We start from the raw sequence: 14076 nt of genomic DNA, 5'->3' as shown, positions 1-14076 counted from the left end.
GGTTCGCTCCTGTTCAGCGGATGCGATAGAATTTGGAATCGAACGACCATTTGCCTTGGGCGCCGGTCTCGTCGTCGCCGACGATCCTGAGGCTTCGGGCGAGATCGTAGACATAGTTGAAGGCGGCGCGCTGGCCGACGAGCGGCGTCGGCACATCGGGCAGGTCGAGCACTTCGATCGGCTTGTCGCTGAGGATGGCAACGACCATGCCGACGCCGGCCGGCCCCTCCACCACATATTCGAAGCCGGTATAGGGATTGCGCGCATCGGGCACGACGACCGGCCGGGCCGGATCGAGCCGGTTGTCGCCGCTTTTGGCTGATGGTTTCAGGCCCATGGAACGCTTGTTCGGGTAAAGCTGCGTCAGCTTGCCGGAGGCGTCGATATCGACCAGGATCAGGTAACCGGACTTCTTGGTGGAGACACGCATCGCCACCTTGTCGCCGATGCTGACCGCGGTGCCGGGCAGCACGTCGACGGCGACGCCCGCTTCGTTGTCGCTCTTCAGCGTGTTTTCGACGGCGGCGAGCGGCGTCTTGGCTTCCTCGCCGGTGATGACATCCCGGCCGAGCGCATCCGGCTGGCCATAAAATTGCGGCACCGGGGTGAAGCGGCAATCCTCGGCATGCGTCCGGCAATATTCGTCCGATTTGCGCCGGACATAATCGAGAAGCGCGGCATTGCTGACATTCGGCTTGTCGGCCGCGCGCGCCACGCCATCCTGTACGCCTTCGATGAAGCGGCGGGTGAAGACGCCGAGCGCCGGCTTTGCCTCATTATCGACGAGCGCCCACTGTCCTGCGTTGACGGCTGACCAGACCATGGCGTTCTCCCCACCGAAGGAGAATTTCGCTTCCTTGCCAGATTTGTTCGGCGGTTCGAGCGCTGCCAGCGCCGGGCCGAGGCAACGCACGGTGCCGGAGGGTGCGGCCACCGCGCTGCGGCTGCCGGGTCCAACGTGGCAGGCATCGATCAGCAGCGTGACGCGGCGGTCCTTGAGGCTGTTCAGCCGTGCGGCGATCTCGGTTTCGCGGATCTGGTTGGTGACGGTCATCTTGCCTCCCTCGCGCACCAGCTTGGCATCGGCTGCAACCAGCGTCGGGCTGGTCGTAGCCTCCGCACCCATTTCCTCCGAGCCCTGGCCGCTGAAATAGAGGAAGACGCGGCTTCCGGGTGTCGACTGGCGCACCAGCCAGTCGTCGATTTCGGCAAGGATCGCCTCGCGGGTCGCCTTGCGGTTGGTCAGCGTGTGGATCTGCTCCGGGCGGTAGGCGAGCGTCTTGGCGAGAAAAACCTGCATCGCTTTCACATCGGTGGCGGACCCGGCCAGCTTCGCCTCGCGCATCTCGTAGTCGTCGATGCCGATCAACAGCGCGCGGTCGCCGGGCGAACTTTCGATCACCGGCGTCTGGACGACGGGCGGCTGAACGGCGGGTTCATCGGCGACGGGCTGGTCAGCCGGCGAGGTATCGTCGGCGGGCGTGTCGGCAGCAGGCGTTTCGGTCGTAGCAGCCGGCGCGGTATCGCCGGCGGGCGGGGTGGTGATGACGAGATTGGCCTCTTCCTGTCCGGACTTCCTCTGCTTCGTCCCGCCACCGGCCGTGGTGGAGGCGACCTGATCGTCGGCAGCTGGCCCTTCAACATTTGGCACGTCGCCGTCGGTCTTTGCGGCGATCCAGTCGCGGAAGGCGGCCACACGGGTATAGACGCCGTAATGTTCGGCCTCGGCGCAGCCGGCGCCCCAGCTGACAATGCCGAGCTGGATCCAGCGCTTGTCCGGACGCTGGGCGACCAGCGGCCCGCCGCTATCGCCCTGGCAGGCATCCTTGCCGCCCTTGGCGTAGCCGGCGCAGACGTTGCGCTCGTCGATCGGGTTCATGCGCATCGAGCTGTCGCGGTAGGCGGCGCGGCAATCCTCGCGCGGGACGATCGGCAGTTCCACTTCCTGCAGCTCTGTCGGCAGATATTTGTCGTCCCAGCCGTGATCGGCCTTGGTGTAGCCCCAGCCGGTGACGACGGCCGGGTGGCCCGCGGCCTCCACCTCATCATCCGAGGCCGAGGCAAGGATCGCCGGCTTCGATTTGGCGGGCTCGCTCAACTTGATGAGGGCGATGTCGTTGGCGAAGACCTTGCGGTCGAAATCCTCGTGAATGATCACCTCTTCCACGGCAAGACCCGGCTTGTCGGGGCCGTCGACCGCGATCACCTTGTCAATCTTCGATTTGCCCTCGACGATCAGCAGGTCGCGGGCGAAGAGATCCTGCTTGCCGGAGCGGCCGCTGGTGACGCAATGGGCGGCCGTCAATATCCAGCGCGGCGAAATCAGCGAGCCGCCGCAATGGCCGCCGAAGCGGCCGCGCTGTTCGGGGTCGGGCGCCAGGATCTTCACCTGCCAGGGCCATTCGCCCTTCTTTGCCGTCTGGCCGCCGATGACACGCCCGCCATCTTCACCGGCGAAATCGGTATCCTGCTGCGCAAGAGCCGGAGAGGCGAGCAGCAGCATGACGGCCGTAACGTTGAGGATCCTGCTGATCGACGTGCTCATAGCTTGGCTCCGGCGGAGGTATAGAGGACCGTGAATCCGAGGCGCGCGCCCTCGGGCAGGAATTCGCCGAGGCGTTTGGCGATATTGCCGGCGGTGCGACGCCTGTCGTTCTGCTTCAGGAATTCAATAAGGTCGGGCATCGGGGTTTCAGAGGTGACGGCGACGAGCAGGTCCGTGCCAAAAGGTGCGACGACGGAAAGGTCGAGATCGAAGGTCTGAGACATCTCGGCATCGACCTCGTTGTCGCCCGGATAGAGGAACTGCACGGTTCCATCGCCGGTGACGTCGAAGAGCACGAGCTTGCGGCCTGTTATATCCGAAACCGTGACGCCGACGCGTTCACCTTCACGATGGACGGTGTCGGAAGGCGTCACGCGCACGGTCTGCGGGTTGGTCTCGGAGAGCCGCTTCAGCGCATCGAGCGCGGCCATCCGGTCGACGACGAAAGGCATGTCGCCGGCGCCGACGCCGGAGGCGACGACATCGCCGCCGGCAATCGCCTCGTGTTTTTCGGGATCGAAGACGAGTTCGGCATCATATCCCTCCATCAGCTTGAACGGCGTAACGGCGGGGTCGATTCCCTGCAGCACCGGCTCGGAGCCGAGGGCGGCAACGCTGATCGGCGCGGGCTCGGCGGGCAGCGGAGTGTTTGATTTCTCCGCCGCCGCCTGGGCCCCCGCCCCGTAATGATAGACGACCGCGCGATCGAGATCGGTTCCGGGCGGGCTTTCGGTAAAGATGTTCTGTCGCTGGTTGGTGAACTGATAGACCGCCTGGCGCACATATTCGAACAGTTCGCGGCGGCTGACGGCGCCGTCGGCGTTGCGGTCCGCAGCCCCCTCGAAAGCGCGAGCGGTGGCGTAACTCAGCGCACCACGTTTTTGCGGAATGCCGGGAATTGATATCTCGGGCGACTTGGTGTTCTCGTCGACGGCGGCGAGAAAAGTCAGCCGCTTGAAATCGAAGCCGGTGGACAGCGCATCCGCCGTGGTCGAAATCGGCGCGAGGTCGTCTTCCTCTATCGTATAGGAAGGCGCCTGACGCCAGGTGATCTCGGCGCCGCGCGGATCGACGTCGCGGGTCATGCCGCCGGCATGGCAGGTATCGGCGATGAAGATGACATCGGCGCCCTTGCTCTCGAGCTTGCGGATCAGCGTCTTGAATTCGTCGCCGAAGATGCGCTCGCGCGATCCCGGCAGCCGGGTATCGAAACCTGCAAGGATATAGACCTCGTCGCGGCCGCTCGGTTTCGAGCCCTTGACGCGTTCCGGCTCGCTCGAACCGTGACCGGCGATGCCGAGCACGATCAGATCGCCAGGCCCCGCCCTCTCAGTCACGGCCTCGATCGCATGGAAAATACCCTCGCGGTCGGCAGCGCCGTTCTTCAGGAGCGTCATGTCCTCGACGCCGACCGAGCGCAGCGAAAGCGAAAGGTCGTCGGCATCGGCGACGGCGCCGTGCAGCGGCGGAACATTGCGGTAGAGGTCGATGCCGATCAGCACGGCCCTGACTGCACCACGCTCGGGCGCCTCGATCACCTTTGCCAGGCTGTCGGTGGCCGCCATGGTGAGGAGAGCAAGTGCTGCGGCCATGGAAACGAATACGGTCATGGCCAGATTCCCTTCGCCCGGCCTATTCGCGGCGCCATTCGACGCGGCGGTTCAGCGCATCGACATCGTCTTCGGTGAGGTTTGCGGTCGCGGTGACGTCCACCGGTTCGGATGCTCCGCGGCCTTCGGCGTCGATTGTCGCGTCGAGTCCGTGGCTCTTCAGGAAGTCGGCGACGGCCTGGGCACGGCGTTCGGACAGCTTCTGATTATAGTCGTCACCGCCGCGCCGGTCGGTATGGCCGACGAGGATGATCCGGCCGGGCTTCTGCTCCTTCAGCGCCTCCAGCAGTTCCTGGGCGGCCTCGGTGCCGATCGAGGTGAAGCTCGACTTGTTGAAGTCGAAAGTGATCGGAACCGGAATGGAGACCGGCACGATGCCGCGCACATTCTCGGAATAAATACCGCCGAGCACGCCGCTGCGGTGGTCCTTCTCGGCCGGCACGAAGCTGCCTTGCGGATTGTCGCTCGTCGGGTTGGCAGCAAGAATGCGGGCCTGGGCGGCGCGCTGGATGAGATCGGAAATCGTCTCGGCGGGCGGTGCCTTCGGCGTGCGGGTCTCGTTCTTGATGATCTCGATTGCCTGCTGGTAATCGGCGGCGGCATCGGCAAAGCGGCGTGAGGAGAAATAGATCTCGCCGAGCGTGGCGGAGGCCTGCCAAAGCACCTGCGGGCTGTCGGCGGCGACAAGCAGCGGCTCGTAATCGGCAACCGGCTGGTTGGCGGCCATCATCTCCTGAGCTGCGGAAAGCCTGAGGGCCGCGACGCGGCGCTGGGCATTGACCTGGAACTGGCCGCAATCGGCGCTGACGGCGATCGCATCGGCTTCAGCTGCGGCAGCGCTGATATCCTTGGCGGCAACAGCGGTGTTCAGCTTGTCGAGAAGAGCGGTGCAAACAGGCGTATCGGCATTTGCTACCTCAATCTCTTCCCCGGCCTCGGCAGGTTCGGCCGAACGGCCGAGGTTTAGCTGCGGCATCTTGATGCTGAAACCGCCAGGGAGCTTGAATTGCGGCATCTTGATCTGCGGCATCGGCAGTTTCGGCATCTTCGTCTGGGACGTCTGGGCCGGCTGCTTATACTGCGTCGTCGGTTGCTTATATTGGGTCGGCTTGGTGGATGACGTGGTGTCGGCGGGACCGATCAACTCCAGTTCGTCGGCGGCAAGCTCCTGGCCGGGCGCCAGGTTGGTGACGATCTTGTATTTCTTCGGCGGCTGTTGTGTTGCCTGCTCGACAGGCTTCGGCGCAACCTTTTTCGGAGCAGCCGGCTTTGGTTTTTCCACCACCGTTTCCGGCTTCTTGGCGACTTCCTGTTTCGTTACCGGCTTCGGCTTCGGCGCGGCCGCAGGTTTCGGCGCAATGGGCGGCTTTGCAGCCTGCTCGACCGGTTTCGCTGCGGGAGCGGCTGCGACGGGCGGGATGGCAGCCGGACTATCGACCGTCGTCAGCATCAGCGTCTTGCTGCTGATCTTGGTGCCGAGGCTGCGGGCTTCTTCAAGGCTGCGGGAAACGGCATCCATGCCGCCGTCGATCGAGCGGAACATGCCGCCGCCGCTGCCGCCGAGATCGGCAAAGATGGTCAGCGGCTTGGAGGAATAGAAGACTTTGATCTGCTCCTGGCCGACCGGGCCAGAAACCTGCAGCTTGGCGCCGCTTGCCGGATCCGGCACCTGCACGCGCTTGCCGGCGCCGACAAGGGCGTCGGTCTGGTACTTGTTCGGGAAAAGCTTCACGACCGCGCCGTTCGGCGAGACGTTCAGCACCGTGACATAGGCATTCTCGGTCGATTGGATGAAGAGGCCGACAACTTCGCCGATGGCGTATTTGGCTTCCGCGCGATCGAAGGTGATGCTGACAGGCCCGGTCTGCGCCGGCGCTTCGGTCAATGTGCGTTCGTTCTGCGCCTCGACGGCGGGAACCACCGAAAAGAACGAAAGAAAGGTGGCTGCTGCCAGGATGGCTTTGCGGTTCGGCATTGGAAACCTCCTCTTCGAACATCTCACACTGTGTTGAAGATGAGAATAGCACTGACTGGCGAAATTGGGATGGTTTCGCCTGTCTTGCTTGAGGGAGGGTTACAAATTATTTGGAGCCTGGAAGAATCCGCCAAGGCAAAGACGTGAGCAAGACTCACGCTCCGCAATATCCGGGGCCTGCTATAGTCCGTTCAACTACACCGAGACGGTTAGTTCTTGGGTTTCTGCCCGGCAGATTTCAAAATCGAGATCAGGTCGCTCATTCCTTCGGGCGAGGAATTGTAGAGCCAGAGAATATCCGGATTGTCGACCGTGAATTCCTTGCCGGGGGCCGAGCCCATGTCGCGGCCGGGCGAGGTCGCATCGGGCAGCTTCGTCTCGCCGGGCGTCAGCCCCTTGGCGCGTTCGTGTTCGGCGATGATCGCGGTCGCCGCAGCAAAGGCCTTTTCATCATGCTGGCGCAGCGCAGCCAGCGAGGGGTTTCGCGCCGCAAGCGCGTCCTCAGTCGGGCCGGAATGCGCGAGCCCAGGTATCTGCAGCGCCAGCAGAAGGCCGATCGACAAGGTTGTGAGCCGGGATTTCGTCATCGTCGTCAAATCCGTCTTATTGGCGCCATTGCGCGACAAGCGTTGCGACAATAAGGAGAGGCCGGAAGGAAGGCAACGGCGCTCAGTGCCAATCGATTGGGAGGGTTGAAATCGACTGGCAACTAATGTCAGAGGATCTTCAATTGCTGCAGGCCGAGGCGCAGATCGCGCAGCATTTCGCCGAAGATCTCCTCTATCATTCCGGTCGACCAGACGACCATGGTGCCGTAGGGCGAGCGCTTGCGCTGCATGAAGCCGGCCGTCTCGAAATCGATCAGCGTCTTGCGGCAGGTCTCGCTCGACATCACCGCGACAAGAAAACGGGCGAGATTGGACTGGTCGATCGCGCCGGCTTTTTCAGCCCAGTTCTGGATCAGCCGCGGCTTGGTGTCGGCAGTGAACATCGAGGCGAGCGCCCGATCCTGCGAGAGCCCCAGCCGCTGCAGCTTGGCAGGATCGCGGGTGAGCGATACCACATAATCATTGTGCAGATCGGCGAAGCGTTCGATATCCTCGGCGGTGTTGATGCCGAAAACCTTCATCGAATAGAGGAACTCGGCCATCAGATAGGTCGGCTCCGAGCGCAGCTGCGCCAGATGCTTGTCGTCCTTGCTGGCCGAGGCCGCGCAGACGCGGTCTGAGAAGTTGATCCTTGCCGCGCGAACCTGCTCCAGCAAGCTTATGTCGAGCGCCAGTTCGTCACCGTTCCATTCCAGCATACGCATTTCCTGCCGACAAATCTTGGAGACGATGATCTTGTACTATCGCTGGCGCAGATCTCCAAATCGTTTGGAAAGCAACGGCTTGCTGAGAAGTCATATCTAGCCTACCATTTTTGAAAGACGTGATGGTAACAGAGCATCATGCCGAAAAGTGTGATCGGTTTTCGGATGACATAATGCTCTAACCTTAATTGGGAACAGGATTCAGATTTTTGGCCGGTCCGGCGTAAAATCATCCTGTTCTGGGGGTCGAGGCAATGCGTAGTTTTGGGTCGCATATTTTGTTTGCCGCGGCACTTGCGGTCGCCTTCCCGGTTTTCGCCAAAGATACGACGATCATCGAGCTTCGCGGCGGCGACGGCGCGCGTTCGGTCGGCATCATCTCTTCCAACGAAGAAGCAGAGGCATCCGGGCCGGCGGCGATCACCGTCGGCGACGACGGCACCATCTACATCCTCGACCAGAACAACGGACGCGTGCTCGCGGTCGACGCCGAACGTTCGCAGGCCGAGCCCGAGATCCTGCCGCTGCCGGAGAATGCCGCGCCGGAGGATCTCGCCGTCGTCCACAACGAACTCTACCTCTGGTCGGACGGCGTCGTTCCGCTCGAGCGCTCCACCGATGCCGACGGCCGCTCGCAGGTGCTGCGCGCTGTCGACGGCGGCGGTGGTGCCGACGACTACACCCGCTCGGTGTTCGCCTCGATGGGCTCGGTATCGCCGGGGCCGCTGAACAGCATCATTGACGAGATCGGCCGCAGCACCAATAGGCCCGACGCCCGCCCGCCGGTCATTCAATATGTGCCGAGCCGCGGGCTCGGCGATATCGTTGCCGAGGTCCGCGCTGCCGCAAACGACAAGGCGGAAATCTTGCTGCGGCGCGCGAGCTCGGAGGAGAATTTCCTTTCGCTGCAGCTCGCCTCGGAAGGGCGGATCGGCACAGTCGAACTTCTCGACATCGACACGACAGGCAGACCCTATGCGCTGGTCGAGCTCGTGCCCGCCGACCGGCCTGAGCGCACCGGCATGCTGGTGGTGCGCTTTACGCCGAACGGGGCGATGGATCGGGTCTACGACCTGCCGATCGAACCGGGCACGGTATTTTCGAGGCGCTTCGTGGCGATCGGACCGCGCGGCGACGTGCTCTATTTGAGATCGCTGGAAAGCCGGGCGCAGGTGCTGCGGCTCGACGGCCGCGAGCCCGGCCGCAAGCTGGCCGTCGCTCGGCCCGCCAAACAGCCGGCTGCCGGCAAGCCCGGCAAGACGCCGAAGGTGGCGATCGTGCCGAAATCGCGCAACGACGTCATCGAGCGGGCAATCGGCTTCGAGACGCTGAATTGGCTGGTGACGCCAACCGCCTACGGCAAGGATCCGGGACCTGGCTGCGTCAACATGAACCGGCTCCGCCGCCCGATCTACCTGATCGGCAAGCGCGGCCAGACGGTCAAGGGTGTTCCCTACTGCTGGGGCTGCAAGACACCGCTGGAAAATTTCATCGGCGCCGTGGAAAAGGGCCAGACCGCCGGCAATGTCTGCACCAAGAGCGCGCCGCAATCCAACATTCTCGGCGTCGACTGCTCCGGTTTCGTCAGCGACGCCTGGGGCTTGAAGATGCACGTTTCGACGCGCGCCATCCCCGGGATCACCAAGCGCCTCTCCGACCCCTGGTCGATGCGGCCGGGCGACGCGCTGAACAAGCCCGGCTCGCATGTGCTGTTGTTCATGCGCTTCACGGCCGACAAGAAGGTGGAGGTGATGGAGGCCTCGCCGAACGCCTGCAAGGGCCGCGTCTGCCGCAATACCTATTCGCTCGGCAGCCTGTTGATGCGCGGCTACCAGCCGGTGCGCTTCAAGGGGCTCGACGGCTGAACGGTCGGAGCTTACGCCGCCAGCAATTAAATTGTTACAGCGTCCTTCGGGGGTCTTTCAGACGCGCGGCGCCGTGGGCGTCAGCCGGCGCTTCGCCATCGCCAGAAGCCCATGCGCCGCGACGCGCTCGACATAGTCCCGATAGGCGGGATCCCGGCTCAGCATGCGTTGCTCGGCTCGCGCGCGCATGACGTAGATAAGACTGACGATCGCCAGCATGCCGGCCCGGGCAAGCCCTTCCGCAACGCCGCTGGCGAGGAAGCCTGGGATCGCAACCAGCCACCAGGCGATGTTCTTCGAGACATAGGCCGGATGCTTCATGAAGCGATAGGGCCCCGATGTGATGATGCCGCGATGCGTGAGATTTGAAAATCGCGGCCCGAAAGCGACGGTCGCCCAGACATAGATGACGGTGCAGAACAGCGTCGCGACGCTCCAGAAGATAAAGACGGCCGAGCCTTCCTGGATCACGGACTCCCAGCCCGGCCCCTCGCCATAGGGCACGAAGGCATGCGAGATGGCAGGGAAGAACGGCTCATAACAGATGAGGCAGACGAGCCAGCCGAGTGCCGTCGTCTCCGTTGCCCTGACATGCCATCCGAAAAGCTTGAAAGTCGCGACATAGCCGCCGGCGGCAAGCACGATGTCGACAAGAAAGGCAAGCTGTAGCAGGCCTTCGAACCAAGCCGCCGAGAACGGCGGAAACGTCCAGGCCGGCTTCTCGGCAAGATTGGAAAGAGCTGTCATGCCGCCCGAGAACATCAGGACGAGAAAGAAGCACTTGATCGCAAGCAGGCGCAATGCGAACAGCACGTCCTCCTCGCGAAAATCCTGCATCAACACCGCGCGCCCGACCTGGTTGAGATAATCGTCGGGCTCGTCCGCGACCAGATCGGTGACCGCGACGTAGAGAATGGTGACGCCGGCAAGTGCGATGGAAAGGGGAATAGTGGTGTGCCCAGCCTCGATGATCCATCGGACCGCCGACGACTGCGTGAAAAACGGAAAGATCGAACAAGCGATGACGACCACGCCAAGCAGCGCGGCGAGGCCCACAAGCTTCGTTCCGATGCGACGCCAGAAGATGGTGGGAGCCTCGTTTCGTCTCTTTCGCGATACCCAGGTCGAACGAGCAGCGAATGTACCGTCGACGGCGATCCACGCCATGAGAAGGCAGAACACGGCAAGCGCCATTGCCTTGCCGGGCTCAAGCTGCAGATAGGTCGAGAGCGCGATGCCGATCAGAACTCCGGCAAGGGTCGCAGCCTGGCTGACGAGAGGGCTCCCGGGCACGGTATCCCTATCCTGCGATATCGGCACGCGCTCGGCTTTCTCGATTACATTGCCGGCTGGACGGAGCCCGGCGAGCGTATCCGTGCCGCCCGCGTCGCAAGCGCCATCGCGGCTTCAGCCTTAAGTGGAGACGCATCCTCCGGCAGTGAGATCATCGCTATATCGAGCTTGTCGTAATCGACCATGTAGTAACCCGATGCGGTTTCGATGACTGCCTCAGGCCTGATCGCCAATAGATCCTGCGCCATCGTGCCGACGAATAGCGGGCCGCCCCAAATGTAGCGGAAGGCATAGACTGGTATGCCCTCGGCCGAGGTGCCGAGCCGACGAATATTGGTCTTCAGGCGGCGATCGGACCACGAGCCGCCGGTAGAGCTTGAACTGGACGAGCTCGACGAACTGCTCGAACCGGAAGAACCGCTGGAGCCAGAGCCGCCACCCATGCCGCCGCCAGAGCCACCGCCGCCGGAATTGCCACTGTTCTCAGAGCGTGCGAAAGCCGGTTGAGTGCTCGTTGTGGGCACTCTTCTGACGGTGGACGTGGTTCTCCTGGTCGGCGTGGCGCTCCTGGCCACCGGCTCTTCGCTGGCAAACAGCGTCCTGGCGCCAGGATCGAAGATGCAGCTCTGCAGGATTGCGCCTGAGCCTGCGATGAATGTCGAGCACAATAGGACACGGATGATTAGCTTGCTGTTCATGTAGGGCGCCCCCGGACCGCCGTTTCAGAAGAGATCGTACCTCGGATTTCGTTTTACCCAGGTCGCTTTGGCGAGCTTGACGAGCCTGTCATCGAGCGACTTGGTCTTCGGAATTGCCTTTTTTTCCTGAGCGGTCAGCTCGGCGGCAAAGGAGGTCTCCGCTTGTTTCTTCGCGGCGCCAGGCATCCTCTTGAGTTCCGCCAGCGCCTGGTTCTTCGGATCGCCGTTGCCCGGCATGTTGATGGCGGTCGCCAGCGCGAAGTAACGCGCCGCGATCGCAAGGCTGTCGGCGTCCGCACCCTCTTCCTTCGCCAGAATGGCGCGGTCGAGTGCACCCCAATAGTCGCCGCGTTCCGCGCCCATCTCCAGCCACTTCACTGCTTCCGCCTTGTCAGCGGCAACGCCGATACCGTCGCGGTACATGCGCCCGAGGTTTGTCGGGGCATAGGGCTGACCGCCCTCTGCCGCCCGCGTGAAAAGGTCGAGCGCTTTGGGGAGGTCCTCCGGAGCGCCTTTTCCGAAACGGTAGACGAGCGCAAGATTGTTCAGCGAATAGATGTCGTCGCGCTGGACGCCGGCTTCGTAGAAGCGGATACCGCGCTCGGGGTCGGCCGGTACGTTGACGCCGTTCAGGAAGATATAGCCGAGCTCGTTCATCGCATAGGTATGGCCGAGATCGGCGGCCTGCAGCATCAGGCGCAACCCCAGCTGCTGATCGGCCTTGGTGCCGCGGCCGTAGTAGAGGGCCTTGCCGAAGCTATGCAGGGCAAAGGGATCGCCCTTGGCCGCACCATCCTTGGCGATCTGGCTTGCCTTGGCTGCGTCGCGCGGGACGGAGGCGCCGAACTCGTAAAAGCTCGACAGTTCATAGATCGCCCGGACATGCCCGGCATCCATCGCCTTGTTGATCGTCGCGAAAGCTGTCTTCGTATCACGGTTGGCGAGTTGGGCGCGGCCGAGTTGATAGAGGAAGCGCGCGACCTCCGGATAGGCCTTCACCGCGTCGGCGCAGGCGGGAAGTGCAACATCCGGGTCGATCTCGTTCGGCAGCTTGCCTGCTGTCACGCCCTGCAGGTCGAGGGGTGCTGCGGCTGATGTGTCGCAGGCGTCGAGCACCGGCTTGAAAGTGATGGTCGCTGGCGGCAAGTCGTCATTGGCGGCCTGCAGCGTCAGGGCGAAAGGCTGGTTTTCGGTGCCGATCTGAGGCTCATAGGAAAGTGCGGGAATATCGGCTGCTTCGAGCACGTGACCGAGCCCGATCACCCGGTCTCCAGCGCGTAGCGTGCCCTTGTCAGGCAGAGCCGCAACCTTGAAGGTCATTTCCGCAGCCGATGCCGGCACGATCGGGAGGCTGGCTTCAACAGGGCCGACGCCGATCGTCGTGTCCACGTCGCGCGGCAGGGTCTTCAGATAGGTGTCGGCATCGGCCAGCCGCACCTGCTTTTCCTGTTCGAGCTGGGCGAGCTTGGCGCCGGCATCGGCCGAGACGGTGATCGCGACGACGCCTTGCGTCGCCTGACCGTAAGGGTCGCTGACGGTATAGCCGATCAGGCCGACGGTTCCGGCGGCAACACCTGATGAATCATAGGTCAGCGCCGTCAGTGCCGCGGCTGGCATTTTCGCGCCCTGCTCGACCGGCTTGCCGTCGAAGCTGAGCTTGCCGGTCTTCGGAAGCTGGTTGAGGGTGACGAGCAGCGCCGAGCCGGTCTCGTCATGCGGCGGGGCGATCGGCAATTTGGTCGTGGCCGCACCCTCCGGCACGCTCACCTGCTGCATCGGTTCGACGCTCGGCGGCGGCGGCGCCGGAATGAAATAGAAGCTGTCCATCAGCGAGGAGTTTTCCCAGGGGACCTGCTTGCCGTTGGTCATGGCGATCACGTCGCGGCGCACATCGGTCAGGACCTGCCGGATCTCCTTGTTGGGTTCGCTCGCCCGCTTGATGAAGGATTCGGAATAGGGGCTGAGCGCGCCGGTGCCATCGAGCGCCACCTGGCCGGGTTCTGTGGAAAAGGCGATCAGGCTGCCGAGATCGCTGTCGATGCGTGCAAGCCCGCGGGTGGCACCGACCGGTTCCAGTTTTTCTGCCATCCAGAATTTCTGGGCATTGAAGGGATTGTTGCGGCAGGCGTCGAGGAAGATCAGCTGTACCCGCGAGTTCTGCTTGAGATGATTGAGGATGAGGTCGAGCGGCATGGTCTGCGTCTCTACGTCATAGGGCGTCTCCAGCGTCGCATCGACCGGCACAATGAAATTCTGGCCGCCCACCTGGATACCGTGGCCCGAATAGTAGATGAGGCCCGCCTCGGCATTGCTGGTCGAACGCAGGAAGCGGCGCACCGTATCTTCGAGGCCGATGCGGTCGACATTGACGCCGATCGTCACGTCGAAACCGGCCGCGCGCAACGTGGTCGCGACCTCTTCGACATCATTGGCAGGATTGGGAAGCGAGGGCAGCGTCTTGTAGACCGAGTTGCCGATGACGAGGGCGACGCGGCGTCCGCTCTCCTCGGTGATGGCGGCATGTACCGTGCCGATCGATAGCAGCATTGCTGCGATGATCAGCAGATAAGCGCACAGTCTCTTGACGTGGTAAAGCTTGGGCATGGCTCGATCGCAAACATTCTATTGTCTAGGTTCAATAAAATTTGCTGGCCTGCTGGTGCTGGGCCCCCTCCGCATTCACATTTCAAAACTATTCCTCGGCGCTCTAAAAAGCAAGCTGCGCCGCCTCCAAGTGAATTGGAGCAGTTCCGCTAGATTGGAAGCCCATCGATGGCA

At 63.0% G+C, this 14076-nt stretch carries 9 protein-coding genes; 1 reads left to right on the top strand and 8 read right to left on the bottom strand.

Translation table 11 applies throughout. The features are described 5' to 3' along the window. Nucleotides 1–13 precede the first annotated feature (13 nt). The 5 genes from BS630_RS28150 to BS630_RS28130 form a co-directional block, all read right to left on the bottom strand. Nucleotides 14–2545, bottom strand: coding sequence for a trypsin-like serine protease (locus tag BS630_RS28150; protein WP_077980015.1), 2532 nt, complete (start codon nucleotides 2543–2545; stop codon nucleotides 14–16). Next, the gene (locus BS630_RS28145) at nucleotides 2542–4155 is read right to left on the bottom strand and encodes a caspase family protein (protein WP_077980014.1); all 1614 of its coding nucleotides are present in this window, start codon (nucleotides 4153–4155) and stop codon (nucleotides 2542–2544) included. Before BS630_RS28145 ends, BS630_RS28150 begins: the two co-directional genes overlap by 4 nt. Nucleotides 4156–4177: 22 nt before the next feature. Next, nucleotides 4178–6130, bottom strand: coding sequence for a DUF4384 domain-containing protein (locus tag BS630_RS28140; RefSeq protein WP_077980013.1), 1953 nt, complete (start codon nucleotides 6128–6130; stop codon nucleotides 4178–4180). 209 nt (nucleotides 6131–6339) lie between these two features. Then, a complete protein-coding gene (locus tag BS630_RS28135; RefSeq protein WP_077980265.1) occupies nucleotides 6340–6717 on the bottom strand; it encodes a hypothetical protein in 378 nt (125 codons plus the stop codon). A 128-nt stretch (nucleotides 6718–6845) separates the two neighbouring features. Next, complete coding sequence (locus BS630_RS28130; protein ID WP_077980012.1) at nucleotides 6846–7436, bottom strand: hypothetical protein; 591 nt, start codon at nucleotides 7434–7436, stop codon at nucleotides 6846–6848. Nucleotides 7437–7696: 260 nt separating this feature from the next. On the opposite strand from BS630_RS28130, the gene BS630_RS28125 reads away from it, so the two are divergent. Beyond that, entirely contained in the window at nucleotides 7697–9307 is a 1611-nt protein-coding gene (locus BS630_RS28125; protein ID WP_077980011.1) for an NHL repeat-containing protein, read from the top strand. Between the two features lie 57 nt (nucleotides 9308–9364). Here the strand turns inward: BS630_RS28125 and BS630_RS28120 are convergent, their stop codons facing one another. From BS630_RS28120 to BS630_RS28100, 3 genes are read right to left on the bottom strand one after another with little or no spacing between them, the layout of a single operon-like run. Further along, nucleotides 9365–10627: a methyltransferase family protein gene (locus BS630_RS28120; RefSeq protein WP_077980010.1), complete on the bottom strand. Its 1263-nt coding sequence runs from the start codon at nucleotides 10625–10627 to the stop codon at nucleotides 9365–9367. Nucleotides 10628–10644: 17 nt separating this feature from the next. Then, entirely contained in the window at nucleotides 10645–11298 is a 654-nt protein-coding gene (locus BS630_RS37700) for a tail fiber domain-containing protein (protein WP_170268859.1), read from the bottom strand. Between the two features lie 24 nt (nucleotides 11299–11322). Continuing rightward, a complete protein-coding gene (locus tag BS630_RS28100) occupies nucleotides 11323–13902 on the bottom strand; it encodes a caspase family protein (RefSeq protein ID WP_077980008.1) in 2580 nt (859 codons plus the stop codon). Between the last annotated feature and the right edge of the window lie 174 nt (nucleotides 13903–14076).

It is taken from the genome of Rhizobium laguerreae, from assembly GCF_002008165.1.
In the GTDB taxonomy this organism is placed as follows: Bacteria; Pseudomonadota; Alphaproteobacteria; order Rhizobiales; family Rhizobiaceae; genus Rhizobium; species Rhizobium laguerreae.
Note: the sequence above shows the minus strand (reverse complement) of the source record. Positions and strands in the feature narration are given on the sequence as shown.